We start from the raw sequence: 24,625 nt of genomic DNA, 5'->3' as shown, positions 1-24,625 counted from the left end.
ACCCGTCAGCTGCGAGCCGCCTCCGCCCGGGCGAGAAACTCCCGGTGCAGTTCCTCCGCCAGCGAATCCAGCTCGGCCAGCGGCCGGGTGTTGTCCACCACGATGTCTGCCTGCTCCAGGCGCTGCGCCCGGGTCATTTGCGCCGCCATGATCCGTCGCACCTGGGCCTCGTCGTTAGCGTCGCGCGCCATGGTGCGCTGCACCTGTACTTCCTCCGGCACATCCACAACCACCACCAGGTCGGCCAGCTGGCGCTGCGCCGATTCCAGCAATAGTGGCGATACCAGCACCGCGTAGGGCGACTCCGCGGCCGCCAACTGAGCGCGAATCTCCTCGCCGATCAGGGGGTGGGTGAGGGCTTCCAGCCAGCGGCGCTGTTCGGGGTCGGCGAACACCTGCGCGCGCAGGGCGGCGCGGTCCAGGGCGCCGTCGCTGTTGAGGATGTCGGCACCGAAGTGTTCGGCAATCGCCACGAGGGCGGGACGCCCCGGCTCGACAATCACCCGGGAGGCGAGGTCGGCGTCGACCACCGCGATGCCGTGTGCGGCCAGCCGTTCGGTCAGCGCGGACTTGCCGCTGCCGATACCGCCGGTAACACCCACCACCAGGCTCGCGGGCATGGCATCAGGGCCCGAGGCCGGCGCTGCGCAGGTAGACGCCGGTAATCTGTTCGCCCCAAAGCAGCGCGATCCAGCCGGCCGCGGCCAGGTAGGGGCCGAAAGGTATGGGGACGTCGCGGCCGTGACGGCGCGCGAATACCAGCGCCAGGCCGACCACCGCGCCCACCAGGGACGACAACAGGATGATCAGCGGCAGTGCCTGCCAGCCAAGCCACGCGCCCAGCGCGGCAAGCAACTTGAAATCCCCATAACCCATGCCCTCCTTGCCGGTGAGCAGCTTGAACAGCCAGAACACGCTCCACAGGCTGAGATAACCGGCCATGGCGCCGATCACCGCATCGGCCAGGGGTACGAAAGTGCCGCCGAGATTGAAGGCCAGGCCCAGCCACAGCAGGGGCAGGGTGAGGTCGTCGGGCAGCAACTGGTGATCGACGTCGATCATGGTCAGGGCGATGAGCACCCAGGTGAAAAACATGGCGCCGCACAGGGCGAGGGAGGCGTCGAAGTGCCAGGCCAGGGCTGCGGTTATCAGGCCGGTGACCAGTTCCACCAGCGGGTAGCGCAGAGGGATGTGTACGGCGCAATTGGCGCAGCGTCCGCGCAGTAGCAGGTAGCTGATGACCGGGATGTTCTGCCAGGCGCGGATCGGCGCCTCGCAGGCCGGGCAGTGGGAATTGGGAAAAGCCAGGCTGAGCGGCCGGTCGGTCTTCTCCTGCGGCAGCTCCAGCAATTCGCAGCAATCGGCACGCCAGCGGGTTTCCATCATCACCGGCAGGCGATAGATGACCACATTGAGGAAACTGCCGACGATCAGCCCGAGTGCCAGCAGGCTGCCGAGCAGCAGCCAGCCGTTCTGATTCAGCGCGTCGAGTAGCGTAAGCGAGGACACCGTATCAGATGACGGAACCCAGCATGAAGATCGGCAGGTACATGGCGATCATCAGGCCGCCCACCAGAATGCCCAGTACCGACATGATCAGCGGCTCGAGCAGCGAGCTGAGGTTGTCCACGGCATCGTCTACCGCGGCCTCGTAGTGGTCGGCCACTTTGCCCAGCATCTCGTCGAGGGCACCGGATTCTTCACCGATGGACACCATCTGCAACAGCATGTGCGGGAAAATGCCGGTGGACTTGATCGAGTTGTACAGCGTGGTACCGGAAGTTACATCGTCGCGGATCTGGCGGATAGCGTGGGCGTACACCGAGTTGCCCGCGGCACCGGCGGTGGAGTCCAGGGCGTCGACCAGCGGAACACCGGCGGCGAAAGTGGTGGACAGGGTGCGCGAGAAGCGCGCGACGACAGCGTCGTGGACGATGCCACCGACGATGGGAATCTTGAGGGCCAGCCGGTCCAGGAACTCGCAGAAGCGAACCGAGCGGACCTTCGCCTCGCGGAACGTGAATATGGCCACGGCCGCGCCGACAAGCCCTATGAACCACCAGTCCTGCACGAAATAGGAGATGTTGAGCACGAACTTGGTGAACGCGGGCAATTCCGAGCCGAAGCCCTCGAAGGTCTTGGCGAATACGGGAATTACCTTGATTAGCAGGATCAGGGTCACCACGACCGCGACCACGATGACCGCGATCGGGTAGGTCATGGCCTTCTTGATCTTGGCCTTCAGCGCTTCGGTCTTTTCCTTGTAGGTGGCCACCCGGTCGAGCATGACCTCCAGCGTACCGGAGTCTTCACCGGAGGCGATGAGGGAGCAGAACAGTTCGTCGAAGTGGCGCGGGAACTTCTCCAGGGACGGCGCCAGGCCATTACCGGAGGCGACATCGGTACGGATCTCCGCGACCATCTCGCGCATGCGCTGCTTTTCCAGGCCATCGACCACGATGTCGAAGCTTTGCACCAGCGGCACGCCGGCTTTCATCATCGTTGCCATCTGGCGGGTGAATACCGCGATGTCCGCCGGCTTGATCGGCTTACCTTTGCCCGAGCCGAACAGCGGCTTGGGTTTTTTCCTGACAGCCTTGGGCACGATACCCTGCCGGCGCAGCTGCGCCTTGGCCATGGCGCTGCTCGCAGCGGAAATTTCGCCCTTGGCGGTGCGGCCGTTCTTGTCGGTCCCGCTCCAGGTGAATACGTCGTTCCCGGTTGCCGTTGCCATAGTGTTCGATGTCCTGTGTGCTGATCTTTAGCGTTGTTTTAATCGACGGTAATACGATTGGCTTCTTCCAGCGAAGTCATACCGCGGGCAACCTTGAGCAGGGCCGACTGGCGCAGGGTGGCGAAGCCCTCCGCGGTGGCCAGTTCCTGCAGTTCGAGGGAGTTGCCGCCCTCCATGATCATCGAGGCCATCTTCGGCGTGATGCGCACGACCTCGTAGATACCTACCCGCCCTTTGTAGCCCTCGATACACAGGTCGCAGCCGACGGCCTTGCGAATCGTCGCGTCCTTAAGCAGTTCCCCGGTGAAGCCTTCCTTGAGCAGTACGTCTTCCGGCAGGTCCGCGGGTGCCGCGCACTCCTTGCACAGGCGGCGCGCCAGGCGCTGGGCGATGATCAGGTCTACCGAGGTCGCCACGTTGAACGAGGGCACACCCATGTTGAGCAGGCGAGTGATGGTTTCCGCGGCGCTGTTGGTGTGCAGGGTGGACAACACAAGGTGACCGGTTTGCGCGGCCTTGATCGCGATTTCCGCGGTCTCGAGGTCACGAATCTCACCGACCATGATGATGTCGGGGTCCTGGCGCAGGAAGGAGCGCAGGGCCTCGGCGAAGTTGAGTCCCACCTTCGGGTTCACGTGCACCTGGTTGATGCCGGAGAGGTTGATTTCCACCGGGTCCTCCGCGGTGGAGATGTTGCGCTCCGGCGTGTTCAGGATGTTGAGGCCGGTGTACAGCGATACGGTTTTACCGGAACCGGTCGGGCCGGTCACCAGGATCATACCCTGCGGCTGGTGCAGGGCCTTCATGTACAGGGCCTTTTGCTCATCCTCGTAGCCCAGGGCGTCGATGCCCATCTGCGCGCTGGTCGGGTCGAGGATACGCAGTACGATCTTCTCGCCGAACAGCGTGGGCAGTGTGTTCACACGAAAGTCGATGGCGCGGTTGCGCGAGAGTTTCATCTGGATGCGCCCGTCCTGCGGGATGCGGCGCTCGGAGATGTCCATTTGCGACATGACCTTGAGACGCGCCGCCAGGCGACCGGCCAGGTTGCGCGGCGGGCGGATGACCTCGCGCAGTACGCCGTCGGTGCGGAAACGCACGCGGTAGTCGTGCTCGTAGGGCTCGAAGTGAATGTCCGAAGCGCCCTGCTTGATAGCGTCGATCAGTACCTTGTTGACGAAGCGCACGATCGGCGTCTCGTCGACAGCCTCGCCACCTTCTTCCCCCTGGGGCGCCTCGCCGGTGGAGATATCGATGCTTTCGAGTTCTTCCTGGTCGAGGTCCATGAGACCGTCGCCGAGGGAATCCTGGGCGTCGCTCCAGGCCTGGATCAGTTTGCTGAGGGCGCGCTCCTCTACCAGCACTGCATCGGTATTGATGCCGGTGTGAAACTTGATCTCGTCCAGCGCCGCCAGGTTGGTCGGGTCCGACACCGCGATAAACAGGCGATTGCCGCGACGGAACAGGGGTATGGCGTGGTGTTTGGTGACCAGTTCGGGCTTGACCAGCCCGGCGGGCATCACCGACATGTCGAAGGCGCTGATATCAAACTGGGGGACGCCGAACTCCTGTGAGGCCACGGCGGCAAGACGGTCGCTGTTGACGTTCTTTCGCTCGACCAGGAACGAGACAAACGGAACCCTCTGCATGGAGGATTCGCGTTGTGCGTCCACCGCGTCTTCCGCGGAGAGCAGGCCTTCCGCGACCAGTCGTCCGGCGAGGCCACTGAGTTGTCCTATACCCTTGTCGTTCATTCGAGCCCAGGCTCCGGTGAAGGAGTTCTCTGTGTGGGTTACGTAACTCCCTGATTCGGCTCAGTATAAACATTGGGCTTGCCCCGGGCATAGGTTTTGCCAAGAAGAGAATGGGGAAATGTCACGATTTTGTGACTTCGTCTGCATTCATTATATGGGTGTTGCAACGCTCGGCTGTGGTGAGCCGCCGGTGGTGCGGGCGGGCGACAGTCGACGGGCGCGGTCCGCCGCGTCACCATATGACAATATTTGTCACTATGTGACGGTGTCGAAAACCTGTAGGAGAGGTGCCCGATTGCAGGCGACTTGGGGTTTGCTCTCTCTAACATACTGTATTTAAAGAGAATAAAAACTGATTTCGGGCTTGATTAAAAAGTTGGCCCGGTCCCTGCACTACCTGTAAAGCCGACTGACGGAACCGGGCCACTTCCGGGTGACGCGGTCCCGACACACCACACTGAAGCATCTACGGAGTAGGGAACATGAACAAGCAAGTACAAAAGGGTTTCACCCTGATCGAACTGATGATCGTTATCGCGATCGTCGGCATTCTGGCCGCCATTGCGCTGCCGGCTTACCAGGATTACATCGTGCGTTCCAAGATGTCTGAGCCGCTGGCCGCGCTGGCCGAAGCCAAGACCTCTATTTCTGAGTTCTACGCGACCAACAACTACATGCCGGAAGATTCCGACAAGGCTGGCCTGCTGACCAACCCGGCCAAGGACATCGTTGTGTCCATCGGTTACTCCTCAACTATCTCTGCCAACCTGCCGCTGGTCACTGCGGTTATCGCGGACGGCGTCATCCCCGGCGGCAACGACCCGTACGGCTTCTCCCTGTCCGGTGTGACCCGCGGTGGCAGCACGCTGGCCTGGAAGTGCAAGTCTGTACAGGACGCACCTTACAGCCAGGGTACTGTGAACTCTATCCCCACCAAGTTCCTGCCCTCAAACTGCCGCTAATCCGGCCAGTCGCAAGGCTAGAAAGCCCGGTCTCCGACCGGGCTTTTTTTATGCTAGATTGTTTGCCGGTTTTCAGGCAATCAGATAAATGCCCTCCCCGCTTACCCGCATTCACCTCGTTGTACTGTTTTTGCTGCTATTGCTGGTGGCGGCGCTGTATGTCTCCGGCCTGAACGGGCCATTCATTTTCGACGACGGTCCCGCGTTGACCGCGAACCCTCACCTGCGTATCGACGGCGCCGAGTTCGACGACTGGCGTACGGCGAGCCTGAGTTCCAACGCCGGCCCCCTGCATCGCCCCCTCGCCATGCTCAGTTTCGCCGCAAATTACGTTGCGTCCGGCGGCGTGAAAGCGCTGCCGGTGAAGAGCGTGAACCTGTTCATTCACCTCGGCTGCGGTGTGCTCGTTTTTGCCCTGGCGCGCCTGGTGTTGGTGCGCGGCCTGCCGCAAGCGCCGCGAGACGCGCTCAACTGGACTGCGCTGCTGGCTGCGGCGCTGTGGCTGTTGGCTCCCCTGCATGTTTCGACGGTGTTGTACGCAGTGCAACGTATGACGGGGCTGGCAACGCTGTTTGCCCTGGCGGCACTCTTGCTGTTTGCGCAGCGCCGCGAGCGCTGGGCGCGGCGCGGTGCCGGTGCGGGGGAAATTGTCGGCACTGGCCTGTGGATCGCCCTGCTGACCACGTTTTCGGTTCTCTCCAAGGAGAACGGCGCCCTCGTGTTGTGGCTGATCCCGGTGATGGAGGTCAGCCTTTTCCGCGGCGAATGGGCGGGTCGTCGCAACTCCGGGCTCGCCTGGCTGGGCTGGGGTGGCCTGTTGGCACCATTGGTCTTGCTCGCACTCGTGCTGTGGTTCTGGCCGGAGGCGCTGACCAAGGGCTATGCAAGGCGGGACTTTTCGCTGCATGAGCGCCTGCTCACGCAGTTGCGCCTGCTCTGGCAGTACCTGGCCTGGATGGTGTTTCCCGATATCGGCCGGATGGGCTTCCAGCACGATGATATCCCGCTCTCGCAAGGCTGGTTGGCGCCGGTCTCAACGCTGCTCGCCGGCGTCGCCTGGTGTGTGCTTGCCGGCCTGGCCCTGGTGCTGCGCACGCGGGTGCCGCTGCTGCTGTTCGCGGTGCTGTTCTACCTTGTCGGCCATTTTCTGGAGAGCAGTATCTGGCCCCTGGAGATGGTCTACGAGCATCGCAATTACCTCCCTAGCGTTGCCGTTTTTATCCTGTGCGCAGCGCTGCTCGCCGGCCTGATTCGCCGACTGCCTGCGGTAGCACCGGCCATACCGGTATGCGCGCTAGTGGCGGTGTGCGGCACGCTGTTGTTCCTGCGGGTTTTCACCTGGGCGGAGCCACTGCGTCTCAGCGCGGTTAACGCCGCCAATCACCCTGCCTCCTCGCGCTCGCACTATTTCCTGGCGCAGGCGCAATTGCGCGCCCATGGCCGGGGACTCAAGAGTGAGGCGTCACGCGAGGAACTCGAGGGGCACCTGCTGCTGGCGCGCCACCACTTCGAGTTGATGTACCAGGAAAATCCTCGGGACATGGCGGCCATCGTCATGCTGTTTTACCTCGATGAGTACTACTTTCCCAAACTGCAGCAGTACAACGACTGGTTCGGGCACCTGCGGGAACTCTCACGCGATCGGCCGCTACAGGCCTCGGATTACGCGGCCCTGGGTGCGTTGGTGGATTGTTTCGCAGCGGGCGCCTGCGACGGGGCCACAGCGGACTTCCAGGAGATCCTGGATATCCTGGACAGACGCTATCCCGGCAACGTACAGCTGGGTGTTTTGCGCTATCGCTATATGCGCCTGAGCGGGGCCTCATCGGATGCGCGGCTGGCCCAGTTGCAGACCCTCCTGGCGCGGCACCCGGGGCAAACGCGAATTCACGCCCTGCTGTTGTCGGAGCAAGCCGAGCGGCAGGACCTCTCCGGTATGTTTGAAACCGTCAAATCCTGGATGTACCACGATCCCGGCCGCCGTGAACTGGGCGTGCTGCGGCGCGTGTTTTCCGCGCCTTCCGTGGAGTCCGAGGCTAGCGACAAACCTGACGGCAGCGGGAACCTGGCCGGATGAGTGCCTGGTTGCCAAGGGTGCAGGCCTTGCCCGTGCTGTTGTTGTTGCTACTGCTGGGAACGGCGGCATGGCTTTATTACCCGGGTGTGCAGGGCCCGGTGTTGCTGGACGATATCTCCAGTCTGGGCGGACTCAGCGATGTCGCCCAGGCGCCGGAACAGGCGCTCGACTATGTGCTCGGAGACAACTCCGGTCCCCTCGGTCGCGGGGTTTCCATGGCGACTTTCGTCGTTGAGCGGTTGCTGGGCGGAGATTTCGCCACCTCCAAACTGGTCAATATCTGCCTGCATCTGCTTATCGGCGTAGTGGTCGCCTGGCTACTGGTGCTCCTGCTGGCTCCGCTGGAGTGTCCGGGGTCTGCGACCATGGCTGTACTGTGTGCCGGGCTGTGGCTGCTCGCCCCGTTGCAGGTCAGTACTGTGCTCTATGTCGTCCAGCGCATGGCGCAACTGGCGGCGCTGTTTTCGCTGCTCAGCCTGGTCGCCTATATCTACTGGCGCCGCAGCCTGGGCTCGGGCCGCAGCCGCTACCGCTATTTATTGTTGTCTGTTGCAGCCTTCACCTGCGGCGTTTTCTCCAAGGAGAACGCACTGGTTACCCTGCCTATCGTGCTGTTGCTGGAGGCGTGCTGGCTACAGTTCCGGGACCAGGGCGGGCGCGTCATCGGCTGGCTGCGCAAGGTGACCTACGGTGGCCTGGGCATCGGCGTGGCAGCGGTGGCGGTGCTGCTGGCCATCCGCTGGGACTCGCTCACCGCACGTTACCATTTTCGCGACTTTACTCTGCTGGAACGAATCCTGACCGAGCCGCGCATACTGTGGGATTACCTGGCCCAGTTCTATTGGCCGGATATAGCCCGTCTGGGCATTTTCCACGATGATTTTCCGGTATCCACCTCGCTCTGGCAGCCGGCCACCACGCTGCCAGCTATTCTCGCCTGGGTCGTCTTGCTGTTGGCTGTAGCGCTGTCCTGGCGCTGGTCGGCACTGCGACGACTTTCCTTCTGCGCCTTGTTCTTCCTCGCCGGGCACAGCCTCGAATCCACCGTCTGGCCGCTCGAGTTGTACTTTGAGCATCGCAACTACCTGCCCTCGGTGGGCCTGGTCTTGCTGCCGCTGACGCTCTACGCGCTGCTGGTGAAGCGCTGGCGGGAACTGGCCCGGCCGCTGCAAGCGTGGATGGCAGCGCTGCTGTTGCTGTACGCCGCAGCTACCAGTTCGCAGGTACAGATCTGGTCCAGTGCCCATTTGCTGGCACTGCAGCAGGTCAATGGTCACCCGGATTCGGCGCGCGCCAACAAGCAACTGGCGACGCAGCTGGCCTACGCCGGAGCACGCGATGCCGCCCTGAAGTATTCCCAGGCCGCTTATGAACTCTCTTCCCGGCGCGCCGCTGCCGGCGAGGAGCATTACGGCGACTACATACTGCGCAATCTGGCGCTGGCGTGCATAGCCCGGCAGCCGCTCGCTGCGGAAGAGTATCGCGAGTTGGGCCGGCGCGACCCCCGGCGTCCCCTGGGTGTGGTCGCGACCATGAGCGTGGTGATAAAGCTGCGCGAGAATGATGTCTGCGCGGATTTTGACTGGGAGGGTTTCCTCGATCACCTCAACGCGCTGTATCTGCAGCGTTTCGATACCCGTCTCGCTTCAGCCAACATGTTTACCGCGCTCGCCATACTGGCGAACGCAAATTACCGTTGGGAAGATGCTTTTGAATATACCGCGCGGTCCCTGCAGCTCTCGCCAGGCCGCACGCGCGAATTGTTGATGCAATTGCATTTTGCCACCGCGCTGCGCCGTGACGCGGAGGTGAAAAACCTGATTGCGCAGTTGCAAGCAAAGCGTGATGCAGGGAAACTTAGCCGCGGCGAACGAGACACCCTCGCCCTTTACCTGGAGGGAGAAGATTGAATTTTTCCATAGTCATTCCTGCCAAGGATGAAGAGCAGGGCTTGGCGGTAACGCTGCCCTCGCTGCGCGAGCACTACCCGGACGCCGAAATCATTGTCGTCAATGATGGCTCGAGCGATGGCACGGTGGCGGTGTGCGAGCAATACGGTGTCACGGTCGTCAGCCATCCCTATAGCAAAGGCAACGGCGCCGCGATCAAATCCGGGGCCCGCGCCGCCCAGGGCGATTACATTGTCTTCATGGACGGCGATGGCCAGCACAACCCGGCGGACATCGAGCGCCTGCTGTACAAGGTCGAAGAAGGCTACGACATGGTGGTGGGCGCGCGCAGCGGCCTGGAATCCCAGGCCAGCGTGGCGCGCTGGAGCGCGAACAGCCTGTACAACAAGCTGGCCAGCTGGATGGTCAACCGGCGCATCGACGACCTCACTTCCGGATTCCGCGTGGTCGACCGGCGCAAGTTCCTGAGCTTTCTCTACCTGCTGCCGAATGGCTTCAGCTACCCGACAACGTCGACCATGGCCTTCTTCCGCGCGGGCTACAGCGTTGGGTTCGTGCCGATCAGCGTTGCCGATCGCCTGGGCAAGAGCCATATCAACGTGTTGCGCGATGGCGTGCGCTTTTTCCTGATTATCTTCAAGATCGGTACGCTGTACTCGCCGCTCAAGGTGTACTTCCCGGTCTCTGTGCTGGTCTCCATGCTCGGCGTGCTGAACTATGTGATCGCGAACATCTCCAGCGGCACCCTGCGTTTTACCAACATGAGCACGCTGCTTATCCTGTTCGGGATGATTGTATTCCTGATCGGCCTGCTCGCAGAGCAGCTGACCAACCTGCAGTACAAGGATTCAGACGTCGAGGATCACACCGAGTAACCGGTTGCCTGTCGGGCTAGTCGATGGTCCGCTCCCTGCTGGCCAGGTCGTTGAGCATTGTCGTCACCGTCGGCGCCAGCGAGCGTACGAAGGTATCCGTCAGGTGCTGTTTGTCGCGATACACGACAGTTCCATCTCGCGTCACCGCACTGCACACGCCATCACGGCAGACCAGTGGCGTGAGGTCGAGGAGCCTCACACCTTCTACCTGGGTCGCCGCGGCGGCGACGTAATCCCGCAGCCTCTTGGCGAGCGGTAGCGAACGGTCCGAGGAGCATGCAGGTGCCAGCGTCGGCAGCGGAGCGTCCGCGCCGGCGCTTTCCAGCGCACCGAGCAGGCAGGATGGGCCGTGCAGGGTGAGCTTGGGCGTGGAGGGCAGCAGTATCACCTGCCCCGCTGCAGCGGCGAGTTGTTCCAATACTCGCCGGCTACCCTCAATCCACTGTGTCTCGCTGAACGCTTCGTTCAGTCCGCTGCCGGTGATGATGACGTCCGGCCGCATTTCTGCCAGGTACTCCAGGGCGGCCTCACGCCACTGTGAACACACCGCATAGGTTTCCCCGATACGCTCATAGAAGAAATCCTCATCGACCATCGGGCAGGCGGACTTGGTGAGCACGACCATCCGCCACTCCGGGGGGGCATAGAGTGTCGCAAACAGTGAAAACCATTGCGCCAGCATACTGTCGCCCAGCATAACGGCGGTCCTGCTGTAGCCCTCGGTGTGATAATCGCAGGGCGTAAGATCCGCACTCTCGTACCAGGTATCGCAGCCCTGCCGGTAGATGACCGGCAGGTCGGCCTCTGCCAGGCGTATACGCTGGGCCTGGTCAAACCCGGGCTTGCTGGTGCTCTGGGCGAGCGTGAGCATGCAGATATTGGCGGCGAGCAGCATCGCCGCCAGCGACGCGCCGATCACCCTGCCGGGTTGGAACCGACTGAGCCTGCCGCGCCAGAACGGGTATTCAACCAGCGCATAGGACACACTCGCCAGGGACAGCGAAAAGGCAATCTGCAGCGCTATCGCCACGGGAGAGTGCGACAGGTTCAGGGCTTCGCCAATCATCAGGACCGGCCAGTGCCACAGGTACCAGGAGTAGGAGCGGTCGCCCAGCCACACCAGGACCGGGTGGGAGAGGACGCGGTGCGAGCGCCCGGGCGCGACGCACAGTAGCACGAGCGCCGTGCCACAGGAGGGCAGCAGGGCCCAGAAGCCGGGGTAGGGCTGGTCGCGGTGAATCAGGATGGCAGACGCGCAGATGAGCACCAGGCCGGCTGTCACGGCCGCGCGCCGCGAGGCGTCCGTCCACGCGCTCAGGTGCCCGCCGCCGAGGTGCCTGGCCGCCAGCCAGGTGCACGCCCCGAGGGCGAACTGCCAGCCCCGCGCCGGCATCTGGTAGTACGCGGCCATGGGGTGGCTGAAGGTCAGCCACAGCGACAGCGCCCAACTGGCCAGGCCGCCAGCGACCAGCATCCAGAAGATGTAGTGTGTTTTCTCGCGCTCACTCCCGGCGCGCTGGGCGATAAGATGGCCGACCAGGAGCAGCAGGGGCCACAGCAGGTAGAACTGCTCCTCGACGCCCAGCGACCAGGTGTGCAGGAAGAGATCCGAATTCTGCTGGTCGTCGAAGTAGTCGATGTGCCGGAAGGTGAAGAACAGGTTGCTCGTCCAGGTGACGGCAAACAGCATGGAGCGGGTGAGTGCGTAGGCCTGGTCGCCCGAGAGCAGGTACAGGGCGGCGACGCAGGAGCCGACGATCATCACTAGCAGGGCGGGCAGCAGGCGCTTCAGCCGGCGGGCGTAGAAACTCGCGAGCCTGACCCGGCCGTCGCGTTCGAGCTCGCTGATCAGCAGGCCGGTGATGAGGTAGCCGGAAAGGACAAAAAAGATATCGACGCCGACGAAGCCGCCCTGGACACCGGCCACGCCGGCATGGGCGACCACGACCAGGGTCACGGCAATCGCCCGCAGCCCCTGAATATCCAGCAGAAGCGCGTGTTTTTCCCTGGCCCCGTTCATGGTCCTTCCCGGTCGATGCCCCCGTGACCGCCGCTCTTGCGCGAAACGCCGCGGCGTTGTTTTAGCGGGGCATCATACCGTGGAAAGAGGGCTAGCTGAACTTGGCTTTCGCCTCCCGGCGCCGCGCATGCAGTACCGGCTCGGTGTAGCCGTTGGGCTGCGCGCCGCCGAGGAACACCAGGTCGCAGGCGGCCTGGAAGGCGACGCTGTTGGCGAAGTCCGGCGCCATCCTGCGGTAGGCCGGGTCGCCGGCGTTCTGTTCGTCGACGATGGCCGCCATGCGCTCCAGGGTGGCGCGCACCTGTGCCTCGCTGCACACGCCGTGGTGCAGCCAGTTGGCCAGGTGCTGGCTGGAGATGCGCAGGGTGGCGCGGTCTTCCATCAGGCCGACATCGTTGATGTCCGGCACCTTGGAGCAGCCCACGCCCTGGTCGATCCAGCGCACCACGTAGCCGAGGATGCCCTGGGCGTTGTTGTCCAGTTCGCGCTGGATGTCCTCGGCGGACAGGCCTTCGGCGCCCTTGAGCGGAATCGCCAGGATATCGTCCAGGGAGGCCGGCGCGCGCTCGCGCAGTTCCGCCTGGCGGTGGGCGACGTCGACCATGTGGTAGTGCATGGCGTGCAGGGTGGCGGCGGTGGGCGAGGGTACCCAGGCGGTGCTGGCGCCGGCCAGCGGGTGGCCGACCTTGGCTTCGATCATCGCCGCCATCATGTCCGGCATGGCCCACATGCCCTTGCCGATCTGCGCGCGGCCGGGCAGGCCGCAGGCCAGACCGACGTCCACGTTCCAGTCTTCGTAGGCCTTGATCCAGGGCTCTTCCTTCATCGCACCCTTGGGTGTCATGGCGCCGGCTTCCATGCTGGTGTGGATCTCGTCGCCGGTGCGGTCGAGGAAACCGGTGTTGATGAACACCAGGCGCTCGCGGGCCTCGCGGATGCAGGCCTTGAGGTTGACGGTGGTGCGCCGCTCTTCGTCCATGATGCCCACCTTGAGGGTGTGGCGGGCCAGGCCCAGTGCGTCCTCGATGCGGTTGAACAGCTTGCAGGTGAAGGCCACTTCCTCGGGGCCGTGCATCTTCGGCTTGACGATGTACACGCTGCCGCTGCGCGAGTTGCGCGGCTGGTCCGGGCCTTTTTTTTTCAGGTCGTGCAGGGCGATCAGGGCGGTGAACATGCCGTCCAGAATGCCCTCGGGAATCTCGGCGCCCTCGTTGTTCAGCACCGCCTCGTTGGTCATCAGGTGGCCGACGTTGCGCACGAACATGAGGCTGCGCCCGGGCAGCACCAGGCGGCTGCCGTCCGGCGCGGTGTACTCGCGGTCCGGGTTGAGGGCGCGGGTGACCTGTTTGCCGCCCTTGTCGAAGCTGTCGACGAGATCGCCGCGCATCAGGCCCAGCCAGTTGCCGTAGACCACGGCCTTGTCCTCGGCGTCCACCGCGGCAACGGAATCCTCGCAGTCCTGGATGGTGGTGAGCGCGGACTCCAGCACCAGGTCGGCGACGCCCGCGGCATCGGTGGCACCCACCGGGTGCTCGCGGTCGACGCGGATTTCCAGGTGCAGGCCGTGGTGGCTCAGCAGGATGGCCGTCGGCCAGGCGGGCTCACCGGTGTAGCCGGCGAATTGGGCCGGGTCGACCAGCCCGGCGCTGCCGCCGTTGGCCAGGGTCGCCTCCAGGTCGGCGCCGCGCACGCGGTATTCGGTGACGTCCGCGTGGCTGGCGCCGGCCAGCGGGCAGTGCGCGTCGAGCAGGGCGCGGGCGTAGGCGATGACCTTTGCCCCGCGCACCGGGTTGTAGGCGCCGGCGCGTTCGGCGCCGTCGCTTTCGGGAATCACATCGGTGCCGTACAGCGCGTCGTACAGGCTGCCCCAGCGCGCGTTGGCGGCATTCAGGGCGTAGCGGGCGTTCATCACCGGCACCACCAGCTGCGGGCCGGCCAGCGTGGCGACCTCCGGGTCGACGTTCTGCGTGCTGATGCTGAAGTCCTCGCCCGCCGGCAGCAGGTAGCCGATCTCCTCGAGGAAGGCGCGGTAGGCGGCGCGGTCGTAGCCGGGGCCGGGGTGGGCGCGGTGCCAGGCGTCGATCTTTGCCTGCAACTCGTCGCGGCGCTTGAGCAGGGCGCGGTTTTCCGGACCCAGGTCGCTGAAGATGGCCTCGAGAGCGTCCCAGAAATCCCCGGGCGCGACGCCGGTGCCGGGTGCGATGTCTTCCTCGAGCAGGCGGTGGAGTACGGCGGCGACTTGCAGGCCGCCCTGCTGGATGCGCTGGGTCATGTGAAATTCCTGTCTTGCGATGTGTCGGCCGTCAGCGGTCCGACGAAGATAGGCCGATTGTAAGAATCACGCCTAGATTTAGCTAATTTATCGTTTTTATCGTTGCCATTCCAACAATGAATGTTGTGGGTCGTCCAGGGATGAACTCGGGTCAGGGGGTTGGCTTCTGTCCGTCCAGTTCCCGGGCGGTATCGGTGATCAGCTTGCGTATCCAGCGGTTGGCGGGGTTGTGCTGCAGCAGCGGGCTCCAGGCCATTTTCAGCTCCAGTGGTGGAATTTCCAGCGGCGGGTCGCGCAGTACGACGCGCGGGTTGTCGCGCTTGAGTCGGGCGGCGCGCGAGGGCAGGGTGACGATCAGGTCGTTCTCCTCGGCGAGGGTCATGGCCGCCTGGTAGTGGCGGGTGAACACGCGGATCTGGCGCTTCTTGCCCAGCTTGTCCAGGGCCACGTCCACCCAGCCCAGGCGCTGCACGTCGTCCGGGTTGACGCCGACGCCGACGCCCATGCCGGTCTTGCTCACCCAGACGTGGTCCGCGCCGAGGTAGTTGTCCAGGGTGAAATCCTCCAGCATCGGGTGCTGGGCGTTGAGCACGCAGGAGAAACTGTCCTTCCACAGCAGAATCTGGTGGAATGACTGGGGCATGGAATCGAAGCGGTTGATCACCATGTCCACCTTGCCCCGCTCCACGTCGAGGAAGCTCACGTCCGAGGGGGTCATGATGTCCAGGGTGATGCCCGGCGCCTGCGCGCGCAGCTTGGCCAGTACCGCGGGAAACAGCGTGGCCTCGGCGTAGTCGCTGGCCATGATGCGGAACACCCGGTGCGCCTCCTCCGGTTCGAACTCCGTGCGCGGCTGCACCGCGCGCTCGATCTCGGTGAGCACCTCGCGCACCACCGGCTCCAGTTCCAGCGCGCGCTCGGTGGGTGTCATGCCGTCGCTGGTGCGCACTAGCAGGGGGTCGTCGAACAGCTCGCGCAGCCGGCGCAGGCCGTTGCTCATGGCGGGCTGGCTGAGGTTCAACTGGTTGGCGGCCTGGGTGACGTTGCGCTCGCGCAGCAGCGCGTCGAGGTAGACCAGCAGGTTGAGATCGATACGATTGAGGTTCATGGTCGCCTTACATTCATGCAATGAATGCAAAAAATTCGGTACATTGTTACCGGGAATTATACGCCCGCCGTTAGAATTGCCAATGCCGTCATCCCCTGGCCGGCAACTGCCGTAGCAACACAACAGCTGTTTATGGAGTGGATATGAGTTATCGCGCACCCCTCGAGGACATGGTTTTCCTGATCGACGAAGTACTGCAGGCGGGCGACGCCCTCGGCGGCCTGCCCGGCTTCGATGAGCTGGGGGTGGGGCCGGACCTCTCCACGGCCCTGCTCGACGAGGCCGGCAAGCTGGCCGGCGGCGTGCTGGCGCCCCTGCGCCGCAACGGCGACACCAACCCGACCACCTGCGTGGACAAGCGCATCCATATTCCCGATGGCCACGCCGAGGCCCTGCGCCAGATGGGCGAGGGCGGCTGGATCGGCATTTCCGCCGACCCGGAATACGGCGGCCAGGGCCTGCCCGAAATCTACGCCACCGCCGGCCACGAGATGTGGAACGCCTCCAACATGTCCCTGGCCCTGGCGCCCATGCTGAGTTGCGGCTCGGCGCTGGCCATCCACGCCCACGGCAGCGAGGAACAAAAGGCCACTTATCTCGAGAAACTGCACACCGGTGAGTGGATGGGCACCATGAACCTGACCGAGTCCGGCGCCGGCTCCGACCTCGGCGTGATGAAGGCGAGGGCAGTTCCGGAGGGCGACCACTACCTGATCACCGGGCAGAAGATCTTCATCACCTGGGGCGACCACGAGGTTACAGACAACATCATCCACCTGGTGCTGGCCAAACTGCCGGACGCCCCCGAGGGCAGCCGCGGCATCTCGCTGTTCATCGTGCCCAAGTTCCTGGTGAACGAGGACGGCTCGCTGGGCGAGCGCAACGATGTCTACGCGGTCTCCACCGAACACAAGCTGGGCATCCACGCCAGCCCCACCTGTGTGATGGCCTACGGCGATAACGGCGGCGCCATCGGCTACCTGCTGGGCGAGGAGAACAAGGGCCTGGCGGCCATGTTTACCATGATGAACGAGGCGCGCCTGAAGGTCGGCGTGCAGGGCCTGGGCGTGGCCGACGGCGCCCTGCAGCAGGCCACCGCCTACGCCCGCGAGCGGGTGCAGGGCGGCGTGCCGATTATCGAGCACCCGGACGTGAAGCGCATGCTGCTCAACATGAAGGCGCTGACCGAGGCGATGCGCGCGCTGGTCTATGCCGAGGCGATCACCATGGACCTCGCCCACCGCGGCGCCGAGGCCGAGCGTGCGGCGCAGCAGGCGCGCATCGACCTGATGATCCCGATCATCAAGGCCTGGTGTACCGAGGCCGGGGTGGAAGTGACCTCCCAGGGCGTGCAGGTGCACGGCGGCATGGGCTACGTGGAGGAGACCGGCGCCGCGCAGTACCTGCGCGATGCGCGCATCGCGCCCATCTACGAGGGCACCAACGGCATCCAGGCGGCGGACCTGGTGGCGCGCAAGCTGGGCCGCGACGGCGGCGACACCATGCGCGCGGTGCTGGACATGGTGCGCGACACCGTCGCAGCGCTCAAGGACACCGGCGATGCGCGCCTGGCGGTGATGGCGAAAGGCCTGGAGGGCGCTCTCGCGGAGCAGGAGCTGTCCACCCAGTTCGTGCTGGAAGCGCTGGCCGGCGCACCAAACACGGCACTGGCCGGCGCCTTCGACTACCTGATGCAATCCGGCTATTTGTTCGGCGGCTGGCAGCTGGCGCGCGGTGCGCTGGTGGCCTTCGCGCAACTCAAGGCGGGCAGCGACAACCCCTTCTACGCCGCGAAAGTCGCCACCGCCGCGCACTACGCCGAGCAACTGCTGCCGCGCTGCGCGGGCCACGGTGGTGCGGTGCGCGCCGCCGGTGGTGTGCAGCAGGACTACCCGCTGGAGTGGATCTGACATGGGCGCCATCTCGACCCCGGACCTCACCGACGCCTACCCCCAGGCGCGGGCCATGGAGCTGCAGTTTAACAACTACGGCGCGGTGAAAGCCTTCGGCGGCCCGGCGGTAACCATCAAGTGCCACGAGGACAACTCGCTGGTCAAAGCCTGCGTGGGCGAGCCCGGTGAAGGCCGCGTCATCGTGGTGGACGGCGGCGGTTCCCTGCGCCGGGCGCTACTCGGCGACATGCTGGCCGAGGAAGCGGCGAAGAACGGCTGGGCCGGGCTGGTCATCCACGGCGCGATTCGCGATGTGGACGAGATTGGCCGCACCGAACTCGGCGTGCAGGCGCTGGGCACCACGCCGTTCAAGACAGAAAAACTCGGTGTGGGCCAGCGCGATGTGCCGGTGGCCATGGGCGGGGTGACGGTGTTGCCGGGGGAGTTCGTCTACGCGGACAACAACGGCGTGATTGTCAGCGACAAGCCGCTTATCGACTAGCGCGGTTCATGGCGGCGTATTGTTCATCCAGAAGTTTTTCGGCTAATCCGAGCGAGCCCGAGCATCGTCCAGCGTGCGCGGCCGCCAATCGGTGAGACCGCAGCGTCCGTTATAGCAGGCGCATGGATAAATCCAGCGCCTTGCAGTCCTTGGTCAACGCGCCGATCGAAATGTAATCCACCCCGGTCTCGGCGATGGGGCGCAGGGTGGCATCGGTGACATTGCCCGAGGCCTCCAGCTCCGCGGCGCCGGCGGTGAGTGCCACTGCCTCGCGCATCGCCTCCAGCGAGAAGTTGTCCAGCATGATGCGGTCTGCGCCGGCGGCCAGCGCCTGTTCCAGCTCCCCGCGGTTTTCCACCTCCACTTCCACCGGCTTGCCCGGCGCCTGTTCGCGGGCGGTGCGCACCGCGCCGGCGATACCGCCACAGGCGTTGATATGGTTTTCCTTGATCAGGAAGGCGTCGTAAAGGCCGATGCGGTGGTTGTAGCAGCCGCCGCAGGCCACCGCGTATTTCTGCGCCAGGCGCAGGCCGGGGATGGTCTTGCGGGTATCCAGCAGGCGCACGCCGGTGCCCTCCACCAGGCCGGCGTAGCGGGCGCACAGGGTCGCGGTGCCCGAGAGCAATTGCAGGAAGTTGAGCGCGCTGCGCTCGCCGGTGAGCAGGCCGCGGGCCGGGCCGCTGAAGGTGAACAGCACCTGGTCCGGCGTGAGTCGGTCGCCGTCCGCGCACTGCCAGTCCAGCGTGATACCCGCATCCACCTGCGCGAATACCTCGTCCACCCAGGCGCGGCCGCACAGCACGCCGGCCTCCCGGGTGATCACCCGGCCCTGGGCCTGCGCCTGCGCCGGGATCAGCGCGGCGGTAATATCGCCGTCGCCGATATCCTCGGCCAGAGCGGCCTGCACGTTGGCGCGGATGGCGTCCAGGGGCGGGAGTGCGGGAGTAGTCATCGACAGGGGTCCGTTTTTGGGCGGTGCCGATTGTAGCAGGGCGCCGCCGATAGTAGCAGTGCACGGAGCACCCGTGTTGAGCGCCGCGACCGGGCATTCTATGATGCTGTGCATGGGGAATAAGAATGCACAGCAGGGGGAGAGCGGCGTATGGCTGCCGCAGGCGCGGCGCGTGCCCTCGGCGAACTTCGACCAGCGCCCGGCGCATGTGCAGCCGGACCTGCTGGTGATCCACAACATCTCCCTGCCCCCCGGCCAGTTCGAGGGCGACGCCATCGAACGCCTGTTCACCAATTGCCTGGACTGGGACGCCCACCCCTTCTTTGGCGAGATTCGCGGCCTGCGCGTTTCCGCCCACCTGCTCATCCGCCGCGACGGCGAACTGTTGCAGTTCGTGCCGCTGGACGAGCGCGCCTGGCACGCGGGGGTCTCCTGCCACGCCGGGCGCGAGAACTGCAACGATTACAGCATCGGCATCGAACTGGAGGGCACCGACGAGCTGCCCTTCACGCAGGCCCAGTACGCCATGCTCACCCGGGTCACCCGCGAGTTGCAGCGGCTGTACCCCGGCATTACCGACGAGCGTATTGTCGGCCACTGCCACATCGCCCCCGGGCGCAAGACCGACCCCGGCCCCGCGTTTGACTGGGCCTTTTACCTGCGGTCGCTGGATACCCCGCCGGCCACGGACAAGGAGCTGCACGCATGAACTTCCTCGCCCTGATCATCGCCGTGGTGCTGGAGCGCTTTTCCGGCGCCGCCGCCTACCTGCAGGAGGACGGCTGGTACCAGCGCTGGCAATCCACAATGGGCGGCAAGGTTACCTCCGGGCTGCTCGGGGCGGCGCTCACCGTGGCGATACCGGCGATCGTCGCGCAGTTCATCCTGCTCGCCGCCACGCCCATCCTGTTCGGCCTGCTGTGGATTGCCCTGGCGGTGATCCTGCTGCTGTACAGCTTCGGCCGCGTCGACCTCGCCGGCCTGCAGGAGCGCTACCGCGGCCACTGCCGCCGCGACGACCTGCAGGGCGCCTGGCTGGAAGTGGGCAACCGCCTGGGCTGGGATGAAGACGCACCGGACGAGGAACAAACGCCGGAGCAGGTGCACGCGCGCATCCAGCGCGCCTTCCTCTACGCATCGCTGGGGCGTTGGTTCGGCGTGCTGTTCTGGTTCCTGGTGCTCGGCCCCGCCGGGGCGCTGGCCTACCGCCTGTGCCAGCTCCTGCCCGCGGGAGAGGACCGCGACACGCTCCTGTTCTACGTGGACTGGCTGCCGGCGCGGGCGCTGGCGGCGACCTTCTCGCTGGTGGGCAACCTGACCGAGAGTTCCGACGAGTTCTGGCTGGCGCTTTCAAACTCCGACATGCCGATGACGGAAATCCTGTACAGCGTGGCGATGGCCGCGACCGGCGAGGACAAGAAAGCCGGCGAGGAATTCACTGGTGCTCGCGCCGCGGCGCAGAATGAGGTGCTGGCGAATCTGCAGTGGCGGGCGGGGGTTTGCTGGATCGTTGTGATCTCGGTGCTGGTGATTATCGACTGACAGGTATTGCCCGGCCAAAGCTGGTAAGCTTGCGCAAAAAATAAGATCCGATGCCATGGACCAGGCATGCCCGACACCAGTTGCGATAAAACCCTTCCCAGCCTCGGCGAGCTAGAGAGCGCGCGGCTGTCGCGTCCGCGGTACCAGCTCACCATTGTTTTCCATCCGGACCTCGCACGTATCGGCGAGCGCGCGGCGCTATCTTTTGCCGCGGCACAGGCTGAGGTAGTCGGCCGCAGCAGCCCTGTGTTCAGCAGGCCCGGCGAAAGCACTGTCACCTGTGCGCTCGACGACCCCTACATCAGTCGCTGCGCGTTTGTCATCGAGCAAGCGCAGGGCGGATTGCGCCTGCAGCGCGAGTCCGTGGCCAGTCGCTGCCGGGTTGCCGGCCGTGACCTTGTCGACGCGTTGTACCTGGATGGCGAGGAACTCGCGGCAGGTGTGCCACTGCTGCTGGCGCATTCGATTGTCCTGATGCTGCGTTGTGTCACTGGCGAGCAGCCGGGAGCGTGTGCGGACTGCGGCATGATCGGTGGCAGCGAGGCCCTCTACCACCTGCGCGAGCAGGTGCTGCGGGCGGCGAGCAGCGACGCGGACGTGCTCCTGCTCGGCGAAACGGGTACCGGTAAGGAACTGGTGGCCGGGGCCATCCATCATCACAGCCGGCGTGCGGCGCGTCCGATGATCAGCGTGAACATGGCCGCGGTGCCGGCGGCGCTTGCCGCCGCTTCCCTGTTCGGTGCGAGTCGTGGCGCCTATACCGGTGCGGCACGCAGCCAGCCGGGTTACTTCCAGCAGGCCGAAGGCGGCTGCCTGTTTCTCGACGAGGTGGGTGATACGCCCGAGGAGGTGCAGCCGCTGCTCCTGCGCGCACTGCAGGAGCGCGAGGTCCAGGTAGTGGGCGGCGAGCTGCGGCGTATCGATGTGCGCGTGATTTCCGCGACCGACGTGCAACTGGATGACCCCGACAAACTGTTTCGTGCCGCGCTGCGCCACCGTCTTGGCGCCCTCGAGCTGCAATTGCCGGCGCTGCGCGATCACCCCGAGGATATCGGGGAACTGCTCCTGCACTTCCTGCGTGCGGCACTGGTTAAGGAAGCCTCCCAATTGCAGTTGCCCAATCTGGACGCTGCCGCTATCGAAGTGGCGCGCTGGGCGGACCTGTTCTATGCCTTCGCCCGCTACCCGTGGCCGGGCAACGTGCGGCAGCTCGGTCACTTTGCCGCCCGCGTGGTGCTGGCCGGTGGCTCGCAGCCTGTCATTCCCGAAGAGCTGCGCAGTGCCCTGCGAGCGCACTCCGCGAGCGCGCAGTCCGAGCCCCCGGCGCAGGAATCCGGTGTTGCGGAGGTCGCGAAGTCGCGTCGTCGCCTGGTCGATATCGCCGAGGCGGAGTTTCGCGAGGTGATGCAGGACTGCGAGTTCGAGATCGCCACGGTCGCCCAGGCGCTGGGCGTCAGCCGGCAGTCCGTCTATCGTCGCATACAGGTGTCCCCCGACTTCCGCCTGGCGGGTGACGTACCGGAAGTGGAATTACAGCGAAGCCTGCGCCGTTGCGATGGCGACCTGCGCGAGGTGGCCAGGGACTTGCGTATTTCCCATAGCGCCCTGCGCGCCCGCCTGCGCAATACTGGCCCAACGGCCTGACGCGATGAACGAGACGCGAATTGGTCCGTACAGCATTCTTCGCCTGCTGCGCCAGGGCGGCCAGGGGCGTGTCTTTCTCGGCTACGACCGCCGCCTGCAGCGCCAGGCGGCAATCAAGATCCACAACCTGCCGCGCAGCTGGAGCGCGCGCCGCGAGCTGCTCGGTGAGGCGCGGCGGGCCTCGGGTATTAACGATGCGCGGGTGGTGCAGATTTACGATCTGCTCGAGTCGCGCAAGCACCTGGCTATCGTTATGGAATACGTGCCCGGTTGCGACCTCGAGCAGTTGTTGCAGCGCACCCGCCTGAGCCTGCCCTCGGTGTTGCGCATCGCCACCGACCTCGCAGCGGCGCTGGCCGCGGCGACCCAGGAAGGCGTGGTTCACGGCGACATCAAGGCCGGCAATGTGCTGATTACTTCGAGCGGGCGCGCCAAGCTCGCCGACTTCGGCATCGCGCGTCGCACCGAACAGGCCGGCGCGGATTCCGGCGCGGAACTCCCCGGTTCGCCGACTGCACTGGCGCCGGAACTCCTGCAGGGCAGCGCGCCCGACCTGCGCAGTGACCTGTTCGCCTTCGGCTGCCTGGTGTACCGCATGCTGACCGGCATGCACCCGTTCTGCCCCGCTGGCCAACTCGACAGCGAACTGCTGTTGCACGGCGAGCCGCGGCCGGTCCAGGATAATGGCCCGGTCGGCGAGGAACTGCCGCCGGACCTGCTGACCCTGCTCGGGGAGCTGCTGCAGAAAGACCCGCTGCGCAGACCCCAGGATACCCATCGGGTACGTAGCCTGTTGCGCACGGCCACCCGCGACATTCCGCTTTCACGCCTGGACAGCCTTGCCGGTGAGGCCGCTCCCTGGTTTCGTCCCGAATCGAGCGAGGATATACCGCCGCACATCCCCTCGGACCTGCGCCACCGCGGGCGCTCGCGCCTGGTGCGCAAGGGAATGGAACTGTGGATACAGCGTTTTTCTGCGCTGCGCCTCTCCACCCGGCTGGTGATTATCGCCAGCGTACCGTTGGTTCTTTTCGCCATGGTCGACGCGCTGACCAGCACCGATCCGTTGCGTGTTCACTTCGAAGTGCCATCGATCGCCTACAGCACAGTACGAGGCATGCCCCGGGAGGCCAATGCCAGCTGGGTGATGCAGGTTGTCTACGACACCATCGAATCGCGGGTTGGCACCGTCCACGCGAGCGGCGCGGTGCTTCCTCGCGCCTACTATGCGGACCTGGAAAAAGTGCCGCCGGACGAGGTTATCGACACCAGCCTGCAGTGCGACGAGATGCTGTGTGTGCTGCTGGTCTCGCGCAATGGCGAGGCCGGGTATGTTTATCAGCAGGCGATGTTTGCGCCGCAGCTGCCGCTGCCGGCCTGGGAGGAAACGCTGACCCGCAGTGTGGCGGCGCTCTTCCCCTGAGGCGACGGCCTCAAACAGGGACGTTGCTGATGGCGAGCACCCGTCGGTATAAATCCTCGTGGCGCGGAGCATCGACACCCCACGCCGCGGCGACCGCCAGCAGGTGACCGGTGATGTAGTCAATCTCCGTGCGCCGTCCGGCGAGCGTATCCTGCAACATCGACGAGCGGTTCTGTGCCGTACTGGCGATCACCAGCAGTGCATCGGTGTGGATGTTGTGGGCAGTCTTGTGAAAACCCGCTGCCCGGCTGATGCCGGCGATCTCTGCACACAGCGCGTCCACCTGCTGGCGCAGTACGGGACGGTCCGCCAGTTCACCGTTCAGGCAGCGATGCACGGCTGTCAGCGGATTGATCGCGCAGTTGATTGCCAGCTTGTGCCACAGCGCGGCCTCGATAGCGCCTTCCCATTGTGCTGCAAGCGGCGAGTTGGTCCAGTCCTCCATCCACAGCGGTGCTTCGCCGCCACCGGGCTTGCCCAGCAGTGTCCTGCCGCGTCCCGCATGGCGGACGTGCAGCGGTGCGGTGCGGTAGGCGCCCTCGGTGGTGGTGCAGCAGAACAGGGTCGCTTCGCCGCTGGCACGCTGGGCATCCTCGAGGTAGCCCATACCGTTCGCGGCGATCACGATTTGAGTTTTGCCATTGATGCGATGCGCGACTTGCCCGATGGCTCCGGCGATTTCGTATGCCTTGGTGCACACCACCAGATAGTCAATGGCGCCGCTGTCCGCGTTGGCGGAGAGCGCCACGGGCACTTCCACGATCGATTCACCTTCCTCGACCACAATCGTGCCCGTCGCGTCGGTGGGTTTTTCACGGAACAGCAGGGTCACTTCGCAGCCCGTCCCCTGCAACATGCGCGCAAACAAACAGCCCATCGCCCCGGCGCCGAGGATATGCCAGTGGCGCCCACTCAACTGTTTCTTCCCGGCATTGAAAAACCTGTACGGCGGTTTACC

At 64.9% G+C, this 24,625-nt stretch carries 19 protein-coding genes; 10 read left to right on the top strand and 9 right to left on the bottom strand.

Going from position 1 to position 24,625, the window contains the following annotated elements; all coding sequences use genetic code 11:
• Positions 1-5: 5 nt before the first annotated feature.
• From coaE to pilB, 4 genes are read right to left on the bottom strand one after another with little or no spacing between them, the layout of a single operon-like run.
• Positions 6-620 (bottom strand): dephospho-CoA kinase, encoded by a 615-nt coding sequence (gene coaE, locus E4634_RS07910; protein WP_135442544.1) that lies wholly within the window; start codon positions 618-620, stop codon positions 6-8.
• Between the two features lie 4 nt (positions 621-624).
• Complete coding sequence (locus tag E4634_RS07905) at positions 625-1,509, bottom strand: prepilin peptidase (RefSeq protein WP_135442541.1); 885 nt, start codon at positions 1,507-1,509, stop codon at positions 625-627.
• Between the two features lie 4 nt (positions 1,510-1,513).
• A complete protein-coding gene (locus tag E4634_RS07900) occupies positions 1,514-2,734 on the bottom strand; it encodes a type II secretion system F family protein (protein WP_135442539.1) in 1,221 nt (406 codons plus the stop codon).
• 38 nt (positions 2,735-2,772) lie between these two features.
• On the bottom strand, positions 2,773-4,488 hold the full coding sequence (gene pilB, locus E4634_RS07895; protein ID WP_135442537.1) for a type IV-A pilus assembly ATPase PilB: 1,716 nt from the start codon (positions 4,486-4,488) through the stop codon (positions 2,773-2,775).
• Between the two features lie 482 nt (positions 4,489-4,970).
• Between pilB and E4634_RS07890 the strand changes: the two genes are divergently transcribed.
• The 4 genes from E4634_RS07890 (at position 4,971) to E4634_RS07875 (ending at position 10,312) form a co-directional block, all read left to right on the top strand.
• Positions 4,971-5,450, top strand: a complete 480-nt coding sequence (locus tag E4634_RS07890; RefSeq protein WP_135442534.1) for a pilin — start codon at positions 4,971-4,973, stop codon at positions 5,448-5,450.
• A gap of 88 nt (positions 5,451-5,538) precedes the next feature.
• Entirely contained in the window at positions 5,539-7,527 is a 1,989-nt protein-coding gene (locus tag E4634_RS07885; protein ID WP_135442532.1) for a hypothetical protein, read from the top strand.
• Entirely contained in the window at positions 7,524-9,437 is a 1,914-nt protein-coding gene (locus E4634_RS07880) for a hypothetical protein (RefSeq protein WP_135442530.1), read from the top strand. Before E4634_RS07885 ends, E4634_RS07880 begins: the two co-directional genes overlap by 4 nt.
• Positions 9,434-10,312 carry a glycosyltransferase family 2 protein gene (locus E4634_RS07875; RefSeq protein ID WP_135442528.1) on the top strand — a complete coding sequence of 293 codons (879 nt, stop codon included), beginning with the start codon at positions 9,434-9,436 and terminating at the stop codon, positions 10,310-10,312. Before E4634_RS07880 ends, E4634_RS07875 begins: the two co-directional genes overlap by 4 nt.
• A 16-nt stretch (positions 10,313-10,328) precedes the next feature.
• On the opposite strand, the gene E4634_RS07870 is transcribed toward E4634_RS07875, so the two are convergent.
• The 3 genes from E4634_RS07870 to E4634_RS07860 all read right to left on the bottom strand — a co-directional run bounded on the left by E4634_RS07870 (position 10,329) and on the right by E4634_RS07860 (position 15,712).
• Positions 10,329-12,332 (bottom strand): acyltransferase family protein, encoded by a 2,004-nt coding sequence (locus tag E4634_RS07870; RefSeq protein WP_135442526.1) that lies wholly within the window; start codon positions 12,330-12,332, stop codon positions 10,329-10,331.
• A gap of 91 nt (positions 12,333-12,423) precedes the next feature.
• Positions 12,424-14,604 carry a malate synthase G gene (locus E4634_RS07865; RefSeq protein WP_135442524.1) on the bottom strand — a complete coding sequence of 727 codons (2,181 nt, stop codon included), beginning with the start codon at positions 14,602-14,604 and terminating at the stop codon, positions 12,424-12,426.
• Between the two features lie 151 nt (positions 14,605-14,755).
• Entirely contained in the window at positions 14,756-15,712 is a 957-nt protein-coding gene (locus E4634_RS07860; protein WP_135442522.1) for a LysR family transcriptional regulator, read from the bottom strand.
• 143 nt (positions 15,713-15,855) lie between these two features.
• On the opposite strand from E4634_RS07860, the gene E4634_RS07855 reads away from it, so the two are divergent.
• Both E4634_RS07855 and rraA read left to right on the top strand, forming a co-directional pair.
• Positions 15,856-17,622 carry an acyl-CoA dehydrogenase gene (locus E4634_RS07855; protein ID WP_135442521.1) on the top strand — a complete coding sequence of 589 codons (1,767 nt, stop codon included), beginning with the start codon at positions 15,856-15,858 and terminating at the stop codon, positions 17,620-17,622.
• A gap of 1 nt (position 17,623) precedes the next feature.
• Complete coding sequence (gene rraA / locus E4634_RS07850; protein WP_135442519.1) at positions 17,624-18,106, top strand: ribonuclease E activity regulator RraA; 483 nt, start codon at positions 17,624-17,626, stop codon at positions 18,104-18,106.
• A gap of 109 nt (positions 18,107-18,215) precedes the next feature.
• On the opposite strand, the gene nadC is transcribed toward rraA, so the two are convergent.
• The gene (gene nadC, locus E4634_RS07845; RefSeq protein WP_135442517.1) at positions 18,216-19,058 is read right to left on the bottom strand and encodes a carboxylating nicotinate-nucleotide diphosphorylase; all 843 of its coding nucleotides are present in this window, start codon (positions 19,056-19,058) and stop codon (positions 18,216-18,218) included.
• Positions 19,059-19,170: 112 nt separating this feature from the next.
• Here nadC and ampD point away from each other — a divergent pair, with 112 nt between their 5' ends.
• The 4 genes from ampD (at position 19,171) to E4634_RS07825 (ending at position 23,667) form a co-directional block, all read left to right on the top strand.
• Positions 19,171-19,767, top strand: a complete 597-nt coding sequence (ampD, locus tag E4634_RS07840; protein WP_135442515.1) for a 1,6-anhydro-N-acetylmuramyl-L-alanine amidase AmpD — start codon at positions 19,171-19,173, stop codon at positions 19,765-19,767.
• Complete coding sequence (ampE, locus tag E4634_RS07835; RefSeq protein ID WP_135442513.1) at positions 19,764-20,600, top strand: regulatory signaling modulator protein AmpE; 837 nt, start codon at positions 19,764-19,766, stop codon at positions 20,598-20,600. Before ampD ends, ampE begins: the two co-directional genes overlap by 4 nt.
• Before the next feature lie 66 nt (positions 20,601-20,666).
• Positions 20,667-22,244, top strand: coding sequence for a sigma 54-interacting transcriptional regulator (locus E4634_RS07830; RefSeq protein WP_135442511.1), 1,578 nt, complete (start codon positions 20,667-20,669; stop codon positions 22,242-22,244).
• Positions 22,245-22,248: 4 nt separating this feature from the next.
• Positions 22,249-23,667 carry a serine/threonine-protein kinase gene (locus E4634_RS07825; protein WP_167854818.1) on the top strand — a complete coding sequence of 473 codons (1,419 nt, stop codon included), beginning with the start codon at positions 22,249-22,251 and terminating at the stop codon, positions 23,665-23,667.
• Between the two features lie 10 nt (positions 23,668-23,677).
• Here E4634_RS07825 and E4634_RS07820 read toward each other — a convergent pair whose 3' ends face one another.
• Positions 23,678-24,583 (bottom strand): ketopantoate reductase family protein, encoded by a 906-nt coding sequence (locus tag E4634_RS07820; RefSeq protein ID WP_135442507.1) that lies wholly within the window; start codon positions 24,581-24,583, stop codon positions 23,678-23,680.
• Between the last annotated feature and the right edge of the window lie 42 nt (positions 24,584-24,625).

The sequence above is a fragment of the Mangrovimicrobium sediminis genome (assembly GCF_004745945.1).
In the GTDB taxonomy this organism is placed as follows: domain Bacteria; phylum Pseudomonadota; class Gammaproteobacteria; order Pseudomonadales; family Halieaceae; genus Mangrovimicrobium; species Mangrovimicrobium sediminis.
This window is presented reverse-complemented; position numbering and strand designations above follow the sequence as displayed.

Excerpts from the sequence above, each read along its gene's own strand:
- E4634_RS07880 (WP_135442530.1), top strand. The coding sequence starts at position 7,524 with ATGAGTGCCTGGTTGCCAAGGGTGCAGGCCTTGCCCGTGCTGTTGTTG.
- E4634_RS07900 (WP_135442539.1), bottom strand. The coding sequence starts at position 2,734 with ATGGCAACGGCAACCGGGAACGACGTATTCACCTGGAGCGGGACCGAC.
- E4634_RS07830 (WP_135442511.1), top strand. The coding sequence starts at position 20,667 with ATGCCCGACACCAGTTGCGATAAAACCCTTCCCAGCCTCGGCGAGCTA.
- E4634_RS07860 (WP_135442522.1), bottom strand. The coding sequence starts at position 15,712 with ATGAACCTCAATCGTATCGATCTCAACCTGCTGGTCTACCTCGACGCG.
- E4634_RS07825 (WP_167854818.1), top strand. The coding sequence starts at position 22,249 with ATGAACGAGACGCGAATTGGTCCGTACAGCATTCTTCGCCTGCTGCGC.
- E4634_RS07865 (WP_135442524.1), bottom strand. The coding sequence starts at position 14,604 with ATGACCCAGCGCATCCAGCAGGGCGGCCTGCAAGTCGCCGCCGTACTC.
- ampD (WP_135442515.1), top strand. The coding sequence starts at position 19,171 with ATGGGGAATAAGAATGCACAGCAGGGGGAGAGCGGCGTATGGCTGCCG.
- rraA (WP_135442519.1), top strand. The coding sequence starts at position 17,624 with ATGGGCGCCATCTCGACCCCGGACCTCACCGACGCCTACCCCCAGGCG.
- ampE (WP_135442513.1), top strand. The coding sequence starts at position 19,764 with ATGAACTTCCTCGCCCTGATCATCGCCGTGGTGCTGGAGCGCTTTTCC.
- coaE (WP_135442544.1), bottom strand. The coding sequence starts at position 620 with ATGCCCGCGAGCCTGGTGGTGGGTGTTACCGGCGGTATCGGCAGCGGC.
- E4634_RS07855 (WP_135442521.1), top strand. The coding sequence starts at position 15,856 with ATGAGTTATCGCGCACCCCTCGAGGACATGGTTTTCCTGATCGACGAA.
- nadC (WP_135442517.1), bottom strand. The coding sequence starts at position 19,058 with ATGACTACTCCCGCACTCCCGCCCCTGGACGCCATCCGCGCCAACGTG.
- E4634_RS07885 (WP_135442532.1), top strand. The coding sequence starts at position 5,539 with ATGCCCTCCCCGCTTACCCGCATTCACCTCGTTGTACTGTTTTTGCTG.
- E4634_RS07870 (WP_135442526.1), bottom strand. The coding sequence starts at position 12,332 with ATGAACGGGGCCAGGGAAAAACACGCGCTTCTGCTGGATATTCAGGGG.
- E4634_RS07890 (WP_135442534.1), top strand. The coding sequence starts at position 4,971 with ATGAACAAGCAAGTACAAAAGGGTTTCACCCTGATCGAACTGATGATC.
- pilB (WP_135442537.1), bottom strand. The coding sequence starts at position 4,488 with ATGAACGACAAGGGTATAGGACAACTCAGTGGCCTCGCCGGACGACTG.